The organism is Bradyrhizobium sp. Y36 (genome assembly GCF_002531575.1).
In the GTDB taxonomy this organism is placed as follows: Bacteria; Pseudomonadota; Alphaproteobacteria; order Rhizobiales; family Xanthobacteraceae; genus Bradyrhizobium.
On record NZ_NWTI01000009.1, the window covers coordinates 143,743 to 159,740 of the forward strand.

Genomic DNA, 15,998 nt, shown 5'->3' on the forward strand with positions numbered 1-15,998 from the left:
GCCGGGTGTCCCTGGCGTCAGAGCATGTAGCCGCCGTCGACGACGAGGTCGACGCCGGTGGTGAAGGCGCTTTCGTCGCTGCCGAGATAGACCGCCATGGCGGCAATCTCCTCGGCGGTGCCGAGCCGGCCCATCTTCTGGCGGGAGATGAACATGTCCTTGCCCTGGGGCCCCTGCGCGGCGGCGCGGTCGAGCATCGAGGGCGTCTCGACGGTGCCGGGGCAGATCGAGTTGCAGCGGATGCCCTTGGTGATGAAGTCGAGCGCGACCGCACGTGACAGCAGCGACACCGCCGCCTTCGACGAGCTGTAGACGTAGCGGTTCGCCGGCGGCCTCAAGGCCGCGCAGGACGAGATATTGACGATGCTGCCGCCGCCGCCAGCGATCATGTCGGGCAGGAAGGCCTTGATGGTCCGGTGCATCGACTTGACGTTGAGGTCGAACGAGAAATCAAAGTCCTCTTCCGAGCACTCCAGGATGGTGCCGTGGTGCACGAAGCCGGCCGCGTTGAGCAGGATGTCGATCTTGCCGACGCGCTTGGCGAAGGCGTTGACGTCGGCGGTGTTGCGGACGTCGAGCTTGGCGACCTCGGCGATGCCTTCCTTGGTCAGGACCGCGATGCCGGCTTCGTTGATGTCGGTGGCGATGACGGTTGCGCCTTCACGCGCGAATGCGAGGGCGCATGCGCGCCCGATGCCGGCGGCCGCCGCCGTGACCACGGCGCGTTTGCCCTTGAGGCGGTTTGCCATGTCGTTTCTCCTTTGAATTTTCTCCCGTCATTCCGGGGCGCGCCTCTTGGCGCGAACCCGGAATCCATCGGGCCACAGCGTCGGTTGATGAATGGATTCCGGGCTCGCGACTTCGTCGCACCCCGGAATGACAGTATCAGTGATTGTCCCGCGCCACGCCAAACGTGCCGGCGACGTTCTGGTAGCGCGTGGCGAGCTCCATGCAGGCGCCGGTCGATTGCTGGCCGACGGTGTTGCGGTAGATCTCCTGCCACGGCGTCTGGTTTTCGGGATGCTTGAAGCCGCCGCTGGCCTTCAGCTCGGCGTGACGCTTCTTCAGCTCCTCGTCCGAGATCAGAATGTTGGCGCTGCCCTTGTTGAGGTCGATGCGGACCCTGTCGCCGGTCTTGAGGATCGCGAGACCGCCATTGGCGGCCGCTTCCGGCGAGGCGTTCAGGATCGAGGGCGACCCCGAGGTGCCGGACTGGCGGCCGTCGCCGATGCAGGGCAGGGACAGGATGCCGCGTTTGATCAGCGCCGCCGGCGGCTGCATGTTCACGACCTCGGCGCCACCGGGATAACCGATCGGGCCGGTGCCGCGAATGAACAGCACGCAGCGCTCGTCGATGTCGAGGGAGGCATCGTCGATCCGCTCGTGATAGTCCTCCGGGCCCTCGAACACGATGGCGCGGCCCTCGAAGGCGTTGAGGTCCTTGGGGTTGCTGAGATAGCGGTCGCGGAATTCCTTGGAGATCACCGAGGTCTTCATGATCGCGGAATCGAACAGATTGCCCTTCAGCACCAGGAAGCCGGCGTCCTTCACCAGCGGCTTGTCGTAGGTCCAGATCACGTCGTTGTCGGGGGCCGGCGCGTCCTTGCAGTTCTCGCCGATGCCGCGGCCATTGACGGTGACGGCGTCTTCATGGATGCGCTTGTGCTTCATCAATTCGCGCACCACGGCCGGCACGCCGCCGGCGCGGTGGAATTCCTCGCCGAGATAGAAGCCCGCCGGCTGCATGTTCACCAGCAGCGGCACGTCGTGGCCGACCTTCTGCCAGTCCTCGATCGAGAGCTCGACGCCGATATGGCGGGCCAGGGCATTGATGTGGATCGGCGCATTGGTCGAGCCGCCGATCGCCGAATTGATCACGATGCAGTTCTCGAACGCCTTGCGGGTCAGGATGTCCGAGGGCTTGAGGTCTTCCCACACCATCTCGACGATGCGCTTTCCCGTCTCGTAGGCGATCTGGCCGCGCTCGCGATAGGGCGCGGGGATCGCCGCGCAGCCCGGCAGCGAGAAGCCGAGCGCCTCGGCAAGCCCGTTCATCGTCGAGGCCGTGCCCATTGTGTTGCAATGGCCGACCGAGGGCGCCGAGGAGGCCACGATCTCCATGAACTCTTCATAGTCGATCTCGCCCGCGGCAAGCCGCTCGCGCGACTTCCAGACGATGGTGCCGGAGCCGGTGCGCTCGCCATTGTGCCAGCCGTTCAGCATCGGGCCGCCCGACAGCACGATCGCGGGCAGGTTGACGGTCGCCGCCGCCATCATGCAGGCCGGCGTGGTCTTGTCGCAGCCGGTGGTGAGCACGACGCCGTCGAGCGGATAGCCGTAGAGGATCTCGACCAGGCCGAGATAGGCGAGGTTGCGGTCGAGCGCCGCGGTCGGGCGCTTGCCGGTCTCCTGGATCGGATGGGTCGGGAATTCCATGGCGATGCCGCCGGCTTCGCGGATGCCCTCGCGAACGCGGTGAGCGAGCTCGAGATGGTGGCGGTTGCAGGGAGAAAGGTCGTTGCCGGTCTGGGCGATGCCGATGATCGGCTTGCCGGACTGCAGCTCGGCGCGGGTGAGGCCGTAATTCAGGTAGCGCTCCATGTAGAGCGCGGTCATGCCCGGATTATGCGGATTGTTGAACCATTCCTGCGAACGAAGGTGGCGGCGGGAGCCGTTGCCGGCGGGGGCATGCCCATTGGTTGGCTTTTTTGTCATTGGTTTCTCCTGCAATGCAAACGCACTGGCATCCGTCCACTTACATCAGTCCTGGGGCGTCGGCTTGTGCGATGCCGAACGGCGCGAATGATGGATCGCTGGCCCGCTGGCGGGTCGTTTCCTCACAAACCCGATATTAGTCATGGCTACTTGGTAACGCTACCATTTTGTTCGCCGCGGCCGCGCCCGAAATGGACGGCCTGCTGTCCGAATGGCGCGAGGTCGAGCTCTGCCGCTCGATCACCTTGAAGCCGAGATCGAGCACCGCCTGCTCGGGGCGCCGTCCGTCGATCGCCTCGATCAGCATGGTGGCGGCCGTCCTGCCCATCTCGTAGCGGTTGGTGCGCACGCTGGTGAGGGTGGGGACGGCGGAGGCCATGAATTCGAGGTCGTTGAATCCGACGATCGCGATCTGGTCGGGGACCGCGATCTCGCGGCGCCGGCATTCGAACAGGACGCCGAGCGCGAGGTCGTCATTGGCGCAGAACACCGCATCGAGGCCGGGCTCTCGCGCCAGGAGATCGGTGAACAGGGCGCCGCCGAGCGTCACCGAGGTCGGCGTCGCCGTCGTGACGACGAGGCGCTGCTCGAACAGTCCGGCGTCCTTCATGGCGGAGACATATCCGTCCAGCCGCCGCTGCACCCGCGGGTCCATTCGCGCGCCGACGAATCCGATCTTGCGGCGCCCCTGTTCGAACAGGTGCGCAACCGCTGCGCGGGCCGCATCATGGTGCGAAAAGCCGATCATCATGTCGACCGGATCGGGGCCGATCTCCATGATCTGCACGATCGGGCAGTCGGCGGCCTCCAGCATCGCGCGCGACTCCGCGGTCTGGTCGATGCCGGTGACGATCAGCCCCGCCGGCTTCTGCGCGAGAAACAGCCGCAGCAGCTTTTCTTCCTGCAGAATGCTGTAGCGCGTGTTGGACAACTGGATCGAGTAGCGGCTGCCTTCGGACGCGTCGTAGATGCCGCGCAGCACGTCCGAGAACACGTTGTTGGTGAGAGAGGGGATCAGGACACCGATGACCTCGGTGCGTTGCGAGGCCAGCGCGCGTGCCGCAAGATTCGGCACATACCCGAGCTCTTTCGCCGCACTCTCGACCCGCGTCCGCTTGGCGACTGAAAGCGCCTCGGGATTGCGGAAGAAGCGGGACGCCGTGATCGGGCTGACGCCGGCAAGCTCGGCGACTTCCGCCAACCGGATTTTGCCTGACTTGGTGCGTTTTCGACCCATTTGTTGCTCTTAACACAGTCAGTCTCGCAAACAAAGGAACGTTGACAGCGCTACCAGCAACGACTAACCAAAGACAAATTGCCAAAACCGCACAAACTGCCGACAATGGCGCCCGCTAAGATCGGGCTTCGTTCGGCGAAGTCTGAAAAAACAAGACGGTCGCGGCGCTCGGGGCGCCGTGGACTTTCGAGGAGGGAGCTAGATGTCGTCTGTGCAAATCCGCGACGTGCGGAAATCGTTCGGCAATTTTGAAGTCCTGCACGGCGTGACCGTACCGATCGAGGATGGACAGTTCGTCGTCCTGGTCGGCCCCTCCGGCTGCGGCAAGTCGACGCTTTTGCGCATGCTGGCTGGTCTCGAGAACATCACCTCCGGCACGATCTCGATCGGCGACCGCGTCGTCAACAATGTCCAGCCCAAGGAGCGGGACATTGCGATGGTGTTTCAGAACTACGCGCTCTATCCGCACATGACGGTCGCCGACAACATGGGCTTTTCGCTGAAGCTGCGGAATGCGGGCGCCGACGAAATCAACAAGCGCGTCAAGCGCGCCGCCGAGATTCTCGCGCTGGGGCCGCTGCTCGATCGCTATCCGCGCCAGCTCTCCGGCGGTCAGCGCCAGCGCGTCGCGATGGGCCGCGCCATCGTGCGCGACCCGCAAGTGTTCCTTTTCGACGAGCCGTTGTCCAACCTCGACGCCAAGCTGCGCGTCGCCATGCGCACCGAGATCAAGGAGCTGCACCAGCGGCTGAAGACGACGACCGTCTACGTCACCCACGATCAGATCGAAGCCATGACCATGGCCGACAAGATCGTCGTCATGCATGACGGCATCGTCGAGCAGATGGGCACGCCGCTCGAGCTCTATGACAAGCCCGACAACCAGTTTGTCGCCGGCTTCATCGGCTCGCCCGCGATGAACTTCCTGAAGGGGCATGTGCGGGTCAACGGCGTTGCGACCTTCGAGGGGCCGAACGGCGTCAAGCTGCCGCTCAAGACCGCGCCTGCGGCCTCCGACGGCCGTCCCGCGGTCTACGGCGTGCGGCCCGAGCATTTCACCATCGCCGACGACGGCGCCGAAGCCGAGATCGTCGTGGTGGAGCCGACCGGCTCGGAGACGCAAGTGTTCGCCAAGATCGGCGGCGAGCAGGTCGTCGCGGTGTTCCGCGAGCGTCACCAGTTCAATCCGGGCGAAAAGATCCGGCTGAAGCCCGAGCCGTCACTGGTGCATCTGTTCGACGAGACGACGGGAAAGCGCCTGAACGCGTAGCGTAAGACCAAGTCAAGACAATAAAAAAGCATCACAGGGAGGACACCATGCAAGACTTTACCCGCCGGACTCTGCTTCAAGGCGGCACGGCATTGGCTGCGACCGGCATGCTCACCGGGCCGGCGCTGTTCGATTTCGCCAAAGCCTGGGCACAGAGTTCGCCCTGGAAGGCGGAGCCCGGCGCCAAGCTGACCGTGATGCGCTGGAAGCGCTTCGTGCCGGCCGAGGACGATGCGTTCAACGCCATGGTCGCCGCGTTCAAGGCCGCCACCGGCACCGAGATGAACGTGTTCAGCGAATCCTTCGAGGACGTGCAGCCGAAGGCCTCGGTTGCGGCCAACACCGGCTCCGGACTCGATCTCGCATGGGGCTTGCACACGCTGCCGCAGCTGTTCCCGACCAAAGTGCTGAAGATGAACGACGTTGCCGATTATCTCGGCAAGAAGTACGGCGGCTGGACCGATGCGGCCGCCAAGACCTGCAAGCAGGGCGACGACTGGCTCGGAATTCCCGTCGCCACCAACGGCGGTTACATGACGTACCGCAAGTCGGCGCTCGACAAGGCGGGGTTCAAGGAATTCCCGAAGGATTTCCCCGGCTTCCTCGAGATGTGCAAGGCCCTGAAGGCGAACAACACGCCGGCCGGCTTCGCGCTCGGTCATGCCTCGGGCGACGGCAATTCGTGGCTGCACTGGGTGCTGTGGGGCCACGGCGCCTACACGGTCGACCAGAACGACAAGATCATCATCAACTCGCCGGAGACGGCGAAGGCGCTGGAATATTGCAAGGCGCTGTACGACAGCTTCATTCCGGGCACCGCGTCCTGGAACGATTCCTCCAACAACAAGGCCTTCCTCGCCGGTGAGCTCTATTGCACGGCGAACGGCATCTCGATCTACGTCGCCGCCAAGACCGATGCCAGCAAGAAAGAGCTGGCCGAGGACACCTATCACGCCCTCTGGCCGGTCGGCCCGGTCGGCAAGCCGACCGAGCTGCAGCTGGCGCTGCCCATCCTCGCCTTCAACTTCACCAAATATCCGAATGCGGCAAAGGCCTTCATTGCCTTCATGCTGGAGAAGGAGAACTACGAGAAGTGGCTGGACGGCGCGCAGGGCTATCTGACGCAGACCCTGAACGCCTATGAATCGGCGCCGATCTGGAAGGCCGATCCCAAGAACGAGGTCTTCTCTCAGGCCTCCAAGCGTACGTTGCCGGCGGCCGGTATCGGAACGGTCGGCGAAAAGGCGGCAACTGCGATCGCCGACTTCATCGTCGTCGACATGTTCGCCAACTACTGCACCGGCACCAAGGATGCGAAGGGCGCGATGGCGGAAGCCGAGCGCCAGCTGAAGCGCATCTATCGCTGAGCGTCACGGAGCGGGCGGCCGTACCGCCGCCCGCTCTCCAACATTTCGATCAGGGATATCGGGCATGGCTGATGTCGCAATTCCCCGGGCCAAGCCTCAGATGAGCGAGGATAACGCCTGGACCCGGCTCAAACACAATCGTAACTGGCTCGGTTTCTGGTTCATGGTGCCGGCCATGGCCTTCCTGATCTTCTTCCTGGCCTATCCGCTGGGGCTCGGCATCTGGCTGTCCTTCACGGACACCCGCATCGGCAGGGTCGGGCACTTCGTCGCCACCGAGAACTATGAGTGGCTGTGGGACGATTCCATCTTCTGGCTGTCGGTGTTCAACACGCTGCTCTACACCTTCGTCGCCAGCGCCCTGAAATTCGCGATCGGACTCTATCTCGCGCTGCTGCTGAACGAGAACATGCCGTTCAAGGCGATGCTGCGCGCGATGGTCCTGATCCCCTTCATCGTGCCGACGGTGCTCTCGGCGCTGGCGTTCTGGTGGATCTTCGATTCGCAATTCTCCATCATCTCCTGGTCGCTGAAGCATCTCGGCCTGATCAATCAGAACATCAACTTTCTCGGCGACACGACCTGGGCGCGCATTTGCGTGATCTTCGCCAACATCTGGCGCGGCGTGCCGTTCGTGGCGATCACGCTGCTCGCGGGCCTGCAGACGGTGTCGCCCTCGCTCTATGAAGCGGCAACGCTCGACGGCGCCACGCGCTGGCAGAATTTCCGCTTCATCACCTATCCGCTGCTGACGCCGATCATCGCCGTCGTGATGACCTTCTCGGTGCTGTTCACCTTCACCGACTTCCAGCTGATCTGGGCGATGACGCGCGGCGGCCCCGTCAACGCCACCCATTTGATGGCGACGCTGTCCTACCAGCGTGCGATCATCGCCGGGCAACTCGGGGAGGGCGCGGCGATATCCAGTGCCATGATTCCGTTCCTGCTCGCTGCGATCATGGTGTCCTGGTTCGGCCTGCAGCGACGGAAATGGCAACAGGGAGAGAACAATGACTGATCTTCCTGCCTCGAAGGTCGATCTCAAGGCTGTCCTGTCGACGTCAGCGCGCGTCGATAACAGCGAGGGCATGAGCTATCTGCAGTCGGTGCCGCGCCGGCTCGTGACCCTTTACCTGCCGCTCACGATCATCGTCGTCGTCCTTCTGTTTCCGTTCTACTGGATGGCGCTGACCTCCGTGAAGCCGGACGACCAGTTGCTCGATCTCGACAGGTTCAACCCGTTCTGGACCTGGAATCCGACCTTCAAGCATTTCCACAAGCTGCTGTTCGAAAGCTACTATCCGCACTGGCTCTGGAACACGATGTATGTGGCGATCTGCGCCACGATCCTCTCGATCATCGCGTCGGTGTTGGCTGCCTACGCCATCGTGCGCTTGCGCTACAAGGGGGCCAATCTCGTCGGCGGGCTGATCTTCCTCGCCTATCTGGTGCCGCCGTCGATCCTGTTCATCCCGCTCGCCACCGTCGTGTTCCAGTACGGCCTGTTCGACTCGCCGCTGGCCTTGATCCTGACCTATCCGACCATCCTGATCCCGTTCTCGACCTGGCTCTTGATGGGCTATTTCAAGACCATCCCGTTCGAGCTCGAGGAATGCGCGCTGATCGACGGGGCGAGCCGCTGGCAGATCCTGATCAAGATCGTGCTGCCGCTCGCGATCCCCGGGCTGATCTCGGCCTTCATCTTCTGCTTCACGCTGTGCTGGAACGAGTTCATCTACGCGTTGACGTTCCTGCAGTCGACCAGCAACAAGACGGTGCCGGTCGCGATCGTCAACGAGTTCGTGGACGGTGACATCTACCGCTGGGGCTCGCTGATGGCCGGAGCCCTGGCCGGCTCGCTGCCGCTCGTCATCCTTTACGCCTTCTTCGTGGAGCATTATGTGTCCGCGATGACAGGCGCCGTGAAGGAATAGTCGCGGGCGCTGCCACGGGAGCGCGCCCGAGGAACGTGTCGAGGCTGCGCGTTCCGGCCAATAAGAAGGAGTTGAGCTCTTGCACATTCTGGTTCTGGGCGCCGCCGGCATGGTCGGCCGCAAACTCTGCGAACGGCTGCTGCGCGACGGCCGGCTCGGCAAGAGCGACATCACCAAGCTCACCATGCACGACGTGGTCGAGCCGAAGAAGCCGGAGAAGGCCGGTTTCGCGGTCGAGACCGTGTCGGGCGATTTCGCAGTCCCCGGCGCGGCCGAAAAGCTGATCGCCGGTCGGCCCGACGTGATCTTCCATCTCGCCGCGATCGTCTCGGGCGAAGCCGAGCTCGATTTCGACAAGGGCTACCGCATCAATCTCGACGGCACGCGGATGCTGCTCGACGCCATCCGTCTGGTTGGCGGCGGTTACAAGCCGCGCGTGGTGTTCACGTCCTCGATCGCGGTGTTCGGCGCGCCGTTCCCGGATGCGATCGGCGACGAGTTCTTCCACACCCCGCTGCTCAGCTACGGCACGCAGAAGGCGATCGGCGAATTGCTGCTGGCCGACTATTCCCGCCGCGGCTTCCTCGACGGCATTGGCATCCGTCTGCCGACCATCTGCATCCGTCCCGGCCTGCCCAATAAGGCGGCATCGGGCTTCTTCTCCAACATCCTGCGCGAGCCGCTGGCCGGCAAGGAAGCGATCCTTCCGGTGTCGGAGGACGTTCGCCACTGGCACGCCACGCCGCGCTCGGCGGTCGGCTTCCTGCTCCATGCCGGCACCATGGACCTCGAAAAGGTCGGCCCGCGCCGCAACCTGACCATGCCGGGCCTGTCGGCGACGGTCGGCGAGCAGATCGCCGCCTTGACGCGCGTTGCGGGCGAGAAGGTCGCGGCTCGCATCAAGCGCGAGCCTGATCCTTTCATCGTCGGCATCGTCGGCGGCTGGCCTCGCAATTTCAACGCCAAGCGGTCGCTCGAGCTCGGCTTCACCACCGCCGAGAAGACCTTCGACGACATCATCCGCATTCACATCGAAGACGAGCTCGGCGGCAATTTCGTCGCCTGATCTCCGGCAGAGCGGACCCTGGTGATGGCGAGCGTTGCTTGCATCGGCGAGTGCATGGTCGAGCTTCGGCAGGCGCAAGGCGGTGCGTCTGCCGGGCAGGGGGGCGGGCTGTACTCGCGTGGATTCGGCGGCGACACCCTCAACACCGCCGTGTATCTGGCGCGGCTCGAGGTCAAGGTCGACTATCTCACCGCGCTCGGGGACGATGCCCTGAGCGATGAGATGATCGCCGCCTGGAACGCGGAGAACGTCGGTACACGGCGCGTCGCGCGGCTCGCGGGCAAGCTGCCCGGCCTCTACATGATCCAGACGGATGCGAAGGGCGAGCGCCAGTTCTTCCACTGGCGCGACAGCGCGGCGGCGCGGCAGCTGATGAGCCTGCCGGAGACTGACGAGCTACTCAACTCGCTGATGAGCTACGACATCGTCTATCTCTCCGCGATCACGCTCTCGATCTACGATCAGGCCGGCCGCGATCGCCTGTTCGCAGCGATCAAGCGCGCGCGCCTGCTCGGCACCCGCTTCGTGTTCGATACTAATTTTCGCGCACGCGGCTGGCCGGATCGCGACGTCGCCCGTGAGGTGTTCGCCGCGGCCTTTGCGGCCGCCGACATCGTGCTGACCTCGACCGAGGATCTGCTCGCGCTCTATCCCGGCGAGAGCCACGAGCAGCTGATGGCGCGCATCCCGACCCCGGAGTTGGTGTTCCGCCTTGCCGAGCCCGTGAGCCTGCTGCGCTTCCCCGGGGGGGCCCACGAGGTCCGCGCCGAACCCATGACCAACCCCGTCGTCGACACCACGGCGGCCGGCGACAGCTTTGCCGCAGCCTATATCGCCGCCCGGCTCGCCGGCTCCGATCCGGTCGAAGCGGCCCAGGCCGGGCATCGCCTCGCCAGCGTCGTGATCTGCTATGCTGGCGCCATCATTCCGGGCTATGCCATGCCGCCGAAGAAGCGGCACCGGTCGGCGCCGACGCGTCAGGCGACCAAGTGAAGCGACCAAGTCAAGCGACGCACTGAAACGAAAAGATTCCCGAGATGCCCACAGCCGCCCAACAGAATCACCTCGTCGCGCTGTTCAAGGCTGCGACCGTCATCCCGGTCCTCACCATCGAGCGCATCCAGGATGCCGTGCCGCTGGCGCGCGCGCTGGTCGCCGGCGGTGTCCGCACGCTGGAGGTGACCCTGCGCACCCCCGTTGCGATCGAGGCGGCGAGGGCAGTGATGGCCGAAGTCCCCGAGGCGGTCGTCGGCATCGGCACGATCCTCAATCCGGCCGACTTCACCCGGGTCGAGAAGCTCGGCGTCGCGTTCGGCATCAGCCCGGGCCTGACGCCCGATCTCCTGAAGGCCGCAGCGCATAGCTCCCTACCGTTCGCGCCGGGCATCGCCACGGCCTCCGAGCTGATGACGGCGCTGTCCCACGGCTTCGACGTGGCAAAATTCTTCCCGGCCGAGCAGGCCGGCGGCATCAAGGGCCTGCGCTCGCTGGGCGGGCCGTTCCCGAACGTGCGGTTCTGCCCGACCGGCGGCGTTGGCGAGGCCAATGCGGCAACCTGGCTCGCCGAACCCAACGTGGTCGCGGTTGGCGGTTCCTGGCTGTGCCCGACGGCGGAGATCAGGGCCGGGAACTGGGCCGGCATAACTGCCATCTGCCAGCGCACGCTTCAGGCCCTTAAACCTGCGTGAAGTCTTGCCATCCCTGCGCTAAGACTTAGCTCAGGACAAGACCCCAGGGAGACATCACCATGACCGCCAGCATCGTCGGATGGGCGCATACGCCGTTCGGCAAGTTCGACACCGAAACCGTCGAAAGCCTCGTCACCCGCGTCGCCAATGAGGCGATGGCCGATGCCGGCATTTCGGCGTCCGATGTCGACGAGATCGTGCTCGGCCATTTCAATGCCGGCTTCTCGCCGCAGGATTTTACCGCCTCCCTGGTGCTCCAGGCCGACCCGAAGCTGCGCTTCAAGCCCGCCACCCGGGTCGAGAACGCCTGTGCCACCGGCTCCGCCGCCGTTCACCAGGGCCTGCGCGCGATCGCCGCGGGAGCGGCCAAGATCGTGCTGGTCGTCGGCGTCGAGCAGATGACCCGCACCCCCGGTCCCGAGATCGGCAAGAACCTGCTCAAGGCCTCGTACCTTCCCGAGGATGGCGACACGGTCGGCGGCTTTGCTGGCGTGTTCGGCAAGATCGCCAGTTCCTATTTCCAGAAATACGGCGACCAGTCCGATGCGCTGGCGCTGATCGCGGCCAAGAACCACAAGAACGGCGTCGCCAATCCCTTCGCCCAGATGCGCAAGGATTTTGGCTTCGACTTCTGCCGGGCCGAGAGCGAGAAGAACCCTTACGTCGCCGGCCCCCTGAAGCGCACCGACTGCTCGCTGGTCTCGGATGGCGCCGCGGCTTTGGTGCTGGCCGATGCCGAAACCGCCAAGGGCATGGCCAAGTCGATCGGCTTCCGCGCCACCGCACACGCCCAGGACTTCCTGCCGATGTCCAAGCGCGACATCCTGCAATTCGAGGGCTGCACCGTCGCCTGGCAGCGTGCGCTGGAGCAGGCGGGTGTGACGCTTTCCGATCTGTCCTTCGTCGAGACCCATGACTGCTTCACCGTGGCCGAGTTGATCGAGTACGAAGCGATGGGCCTGACGCCGAGGGGGCAGGGTGCCCGCGCCATCAAGGAGGGCTGGACGCTCAAGGACGGCAAGCTGCCGGTCAATCCGTCCGGCGGCCTCAAGGCCAAGGGCCATCCGATCGGCGCCACCGGCGTGTCCATGCACGTGATGACCGCGATGCAGCTCGCCGGCCAGGCGCCCGAGGGCATGCAGCTCAAGAACGCCAAGCTCGGTGGCATCTTCAACATGGGCGGTGCTGCGGTTGCGAACTACGTCTCCGTGCTGGAGCCGTTGAAGTAGGCCTAGCGGGGTGGGCAAAGGCGCTAACGTGCCGTGCCCACCGTCTTCCTTGCGTTAGATCATGGTGGGCCCGCCTCGCTTGGCCCACCTTAACGCTCCTGATTGATTGGCGGAAAAGCATCATGAGCACTGACTACGAAGACTCGCTGTCGATGGACGCACTCAACGATCGTATCGCGATCCTCGAGGACAATATCCGCCAGCTCATCGAGCAGGCCGCGGCTGCTTCGGGCGAACAGAACGAGTCGCGTATCGCCGACCGGATCAGCCAGCAGAACGAAGAGCTCGACCGGCTCCTCAAGATCCGCGAATCCCGCCAGAAGAAATAGCGGCCGATATCGCCGCGCGGTGCATGCGGCCATACGCCGGCCGCCCTTGCGCGCGCGGCGTCACTGCCCTTAGCTGGACCGAAATCGCGGAGCCGCACCTTGGCCATCCGCGCAATCGGGAGCGAACGATGGGGCCGCTGAAGGGCATCAAGGTCGTCGACATGACCACCGTGCTGATGGGGCCCTATGCGACCCAGATGCTCGGCGATTACGGCGCGGACGTCATCAAGGTGGAATCGCTCGACGGCGACGTCACCCGCCTGATCGGCCCGATGCGCCATGCCGGCATGGGTCCGGTGTTTCTCAACACCAACCGCAGCAAGCGCTCGATCTGCCTCGACCTGAAGAAGCCTGCCGGGCGCGAGGCCGTGCTGCGTCTGCTGAAGGACGCCGACGTGCTCGTCTACAACGTCCGCCCTCAGGCGATGGCGCGGCTTCAGCTCGGCTATGACGTCGTCTCCGCCGTCAATCCGCGCCTCGTCTATGCCGGCGTGTTCGGGTTCGGCCAGGACGGGCCCTATGCAGCAAAGCCCGCCTATGACGACCTGATCCAGGGCGCCACCGCGCTCCCCGCACTGATGGCGCAGACCGGCGACGGCGTGCCGCGCTACGTGCCCAACGCCTTGGTCGACCGTATCGTCGGTCTCACCGCGGTCGGCGCGATCTGCGCCAGTCTCGTTCATCGCGACCGCACCGGCCGCGGCCAGCGTCTGGACATCCCGATGTTCGAGACCATGGCCGGCTTCGTCATGGGCGACCACATGGGCGGGCTCACCTATGAGCCGCCGCTCGACAAGGGCGGCTATGCCCGCCACCTCTCGCGCGACCGCAGGCCTTACAAGACCTCGGACGGCTATCTCAGCGTCATCGTCTACAACGACAAGCAGTGGGAGAACTTCTTCAAGGCAACTAGCCGCGACGATCTCCGCGCGGATCCGAAGTTCGCGACCTTCGCCGGCCGCGCCGCCAATATCGACGTCGTCTATGCCGAGCTCGCGCGCATCTTCGAGACGCGCACCACGGCGGAGTGGATCGAGCTGCTCACCAAGGCCGACGTGCCTGTGATGCCGATGCATGATCTCGGCTCCATCCTGCACGACGAGCATCTGGAGGCGACCGGCTTCTTCCCGGTCGTCGATCATCCCACCGAAGGCCCGATCCGCAGCATGAAGGTGACGGCGAGCTGGTCGGAGACCGCGGCCGAGCCGGTGCGGCTCGCACCGCGTCTCAACGAGCACGGTGCGGAGATTCTGGAGGAGATCGGATATTCCGTGGACGATATCGCCGCCATGGTCCGCGACGGCGTCACGCGACCAGCGCCAGAGGAGGGGGAGCAATCATGAAGACGTCTCTCGCATCCGTCATTCCGGGGCGCGCCCATTGGCGCGAGCCCGGAATCCACACTCCCGATCGTGGTTATGGATTCCGGGCTCGCGACTTCGTCGCGCCCCGGAATGACGACGGAGAGATATTCCGATGAGCTTCATCACCGGCGTCGGCCTCACGCCGTTCGGCAAGCACGAAGGCTCATCCTCGCTCGACCTGATGAGCAAGGCGGCGCAAGCCGCGCTCGACGATGCCGGACTTGAGCGGAGCGAGGTCGACGGCATCCTCTGCGGCTACTCCACCGTCTCGCCGCACATCATGCTCGCCACCGTCTTCGCCGAGCATTTTGGCATTCGTCCGTCCTACGCCCATGCCGTACAGGTCGGCGGCGCCACGGGCCTTGCGATGACGATGCTGGCCCATCATCTCGTCGTATCGGGCGTCTGCCGCAACATGCTCGTCGTCGCCGGCGAGAACCGCCTGACCGGGCAGAGCCGGGACGCCTCGATCCAGGCGCTGGCGCAGGTCGGCCATCCCGATTACGAGGTGCCGCTGGGTCCGACCATTCCCGCCTATTACGGCCTCGTCGCCACGCGCTACATGCACGAATACGGCGTGAATGAAGAAGATCTCGCCGCGTTCGCGGTGCTGATGCGCGAGCACGCCTGTAGCCATCCCGGCGCGCAATTCCACGAGCCTATCAGCATTGCCGACGTCATGGCCTCAAAGCCGGTGGCGATGCCGCTGAAGCTGCTCGACTGCTGTCCGGTGTCCGACGGCGGCGCGGCCTTCGTCATCAGCCGCGAGCGGATCGGCGAGACAGGCGTCCGCATCCTCGGCTGTGCGCAGGCCCACACCCATCAGCACGTCACGGCCGCGCCGAGCTTGAGCGAGCTCGGTGCCGAGATCTCCATCGCGCGCGCCAAGGAGCAGACCGGTCTTGCGATCTCCGACGTGCGCTACGCCGCGATCTACGACAGCTTCACCATCACGCTCGCGATGCTGCTCGAAGACCTCGGGCTCGCCGGTCGCGGCGAGGCGGCCGCGCGTGTGCGTGCGGGGCATTTCGGCCGCGATGGCGCCATGCCGCTGAACACCCATGGCGGGCTGCTCAGCTACGGCCATTGCGGCGTCGGCGGCGCCATGGCGCATCTGGTCGAGGCGCATTTGCAGATGACGGGACGGGCAGCGAATAGACAGGTTCGCGATGCCTCCATCGCGTTGCTGCATGGCGACGGCGGCGTGCTGTCGTCCCACGTGAGCATGTTCCTGGAGCGGGTGCGATGAGCGAGCGTCTGGCCGACTGGACCAAGGGCAACGAGGCCATCACCTACCAGAGCTGCACCGCGTGCGGGCACGTGCAGTATTTCCACCGGGCGTTCTGCGCGGCTTGCGGCGAATCGGATCCGCGCGAGCAGCGCGCCAGCGGCAAGGGCAAGGTCTACGCCACCTCGCTGGTCTGCCGCGCCGCCACGCCCGAGACAAGGGCGCACGTGCCTTACAACATCCTGCTGGTCGATTGCGCGGAAGGGTTCCGCATGATGGCCCACGGCGGCAACGATCTGGCCATCGGCGATTCGGTTGTCGTGAGCTTCGAGCCGTTTGCCGGGAAACTCGTGCCGTTCTTCACGAAGGAAAGGTAACGGGATTCGTCATTCGGGGGCGGTCATGGGACCGAGCCTGGAACGGGTATTCTGGGCCTGGCCTGTGCGAGGGCCACCCCGGAATGACGAAAACTCTAGAACTCCAACTAACGCCCGTAGAACAAGATGCTGGCGATGACGAGCATCGCCGTCACCGCCAGCATATGCGCGAGCGCTCCCGAGGCCGCCCCCTT

15 protein-coding genes are annotated in these 15,998 nt (G+C 64.8%); 12 read left to right on the forward strand and 3 right to left on the reverse strand.

Features of this window, described 5'->3' with window-relative positions; all coding sequences use genetic code 11:
• Nucleotides 1-17 precede the first annotated feature (17 nt).
• From CO669_RS17740 to gntR, 3 genes are all read right to left on the reverse strand, one after another.
• Nucleotides 18-749 carry an SDR family oxidoreductase gene (locus CO669_RS17740; protein ID WP_097661120.1) on the reverse strand — a complete coding sequence of 244 codons (732 nt, stop codon included), beginning with the start codon at nucleotides 747-749 and terminating at the stop codon, nucleotides 18-20.
• 136 nt (nucleotides 750-885) lie between these two features.
• Nucleotides 886-2,715: an IlvD/Edd family dehydratase gene (locus CO669_RS17745; RefSeq protein WP_097661121.1), complete on the reverse strand. Its 1,830-nt coding sequence runs from the start codon at nucleotides 2,713-2,715 to the stop codon at nucleotides 886-888.
• Between the two features lie 136 nt (nucleotides 2,716-2,851).
• Entirely contained in the window at nucleotides 2,852-3,952 is a 1,101-nt protein-coding gene (gene gntR / locus CO669_RS17750) for an HTH-type transcriptional regulator GntR (RefSeq protein WP_097661122.1), read from the reverse strand.
• Between the two features lie 202 nt (nucleotides 3,953-4,154).
• On the opposite strand from gntR, the gene CO669_RS17755 reads away from it, so the two are divergent.
• From CO669_RS17755 to CO669_RS17810, 12 genes are all read left to right on the forward strand, one after another.
• Nucleotides 4,155-5,222, forward strand: a complete 1,068-nt coding sequence (locus CO669_RS17755; RefSeq protein WP_097661123.1) for an ABC transporter ATP-binding protein — start codon at nucleotides 4,155-4,157, stop codon at nucleotides 5,220-5,222.
• Between the two features lie 47 nt (nucleotides 5,223-5,269).
• Entirely contained in the window at nucleotides 5,270-6,589 is a 1,320-nt protein-coding gene (locus CO669_RS17760; RefSeq protein WP_097661124.1) for an ABC transporter substrate-binding protein, read from the forward strand.
• 64 nt (nucleotides 6,590-6,653) lie between these two features.
• Entirely contained in the window at nucleotides 6,654-7,607 is a 954-nt protein-coding gene (locus tag CO669_RS17765; protein WP_097661125.1) for a carbohydrate ABC transporter permease, read from the forward strand.
• On the forward strand, nucleotides 7,600-8,523 hold the full coding sequence (locus CO669_RS17770; RefSeq protein ID WP_097661126.1) for a carbohydrate ABC transporter permease: 924 nt from the start codon (nucleotides 7,600-7,602) through the stop codon (nucleotides 8,521-8,523). Before CO669_RS17765 ends, CO669_RS17770 begins: the two co-directional genes overlap by 8 nt.
• Before the next feature lie 79 nt (nucleotides 8,524-8,602).
• Nucleotides 8,603-9,589, forward strand: a complete 987-nt coding sequence (gene denD, locus CO669_RS17775) for a D-erythronate dehydrogenase (RefSeq protein WP_097661128.1) — start codon at nucleotides 8,603-8,605, stop codon at nucleotides 9,587-9,589.
• A 24-nt stretch (nucleotides 9,590-9,613) separates the two neighbouring features.
• Entirely contained in the window at nucleotides 9,614-10,582 is a 969-nt protein-coding gene (locus CO669_RS17780; protein ID WP_097661130.1) for a sugar kinase, read from the forward strand.
• A gap of 44 nt (nucleotides 10,583-10,626) precedes the next feature.
• On the forward strand, nucleotides 10,627-11,277 hold the full coding sequence (gene eda, locus CO669_RS17785) for a bifunctional 4-hydroxy-2-oxoglutarate aldolase/2-dehydro-3-deoxy-phosphogluconate aldolase (RefSeq protein ID WP_097661132.1): 651 nt from the start codon (nucleotides 10,627-10,629) through the stop codon (nucleotides 11,275-11,277).
• Between the two features lie 59 nt (nucleotides 11,278-11,336).
• Nucleotides 11,337-12,506 carry an acetyl-CoA acetyltransferase gene (locus CO669_RS17790; RefSeq protein WP_097661134.1) on the forward strand — a complete coding sequence of 390 codons (1,170 nt, stop codon included), beginning with the start codon at nucleotides 11,337-11,339 and terminating at the stop codon, nucleotides 12,504-12,506.
• A 122-nt stretch (nucleotides 12,507-12,628) separates the two neighbouring features.
• Nucleotides 12,629-12,835: a hypothetical protein gene (locus CO669_RS17795; protein ID WP_035674530.1), complete on the forward strand. Its 207-nt coding sequence runs from the start codon at nucleotides 12,629-12,631 to the stop codon at nucleotides 12,833-12,835.
• Nucleotides 12,836-12,963: 128 nt separating this feature from the next.
• A complete protein-coding gene (locus CO669_RS17800; protein WP_097661135.1) occupies nucleotides 12,964-14,178 on the forward strand; it encodes a CaiB/BaiF CoA transferase family protein in 1,215 nt (404 codons plus the stop codon).
• A gap of 133 nt (nucleotides 14,179-14,311) precedes the next feature.
• The gene (locus tag CO669_RS17805) at nucleotides 14,312-15,448 is read left to right on the forward strand and encodes a thiolase family protein (RefSeq protein WP_097661136.1); all 1,137 of its coding nucleotides are present in this window, start codon (nucleotides 14,312-14,314) and stop codon (nucleotides 15,446-15,448) included.
• A complete protein-coding gene (locus CO669_RS17810; RefSeq protein ID WP_097661137.1) occupies nucleotides 15,445-15,804 on the forward strand; it encodes a Zn-ribbon domain-containing OB-fold protein in 360 nt (119 codons plus the stop codon). Before CO669_RS17805 ends, CO669_RS17810 begins: the two co-directional genes overlap by 4 nt.
• Nucleotides 15,805-15,998: the final 194 nt, after the last annotated feature.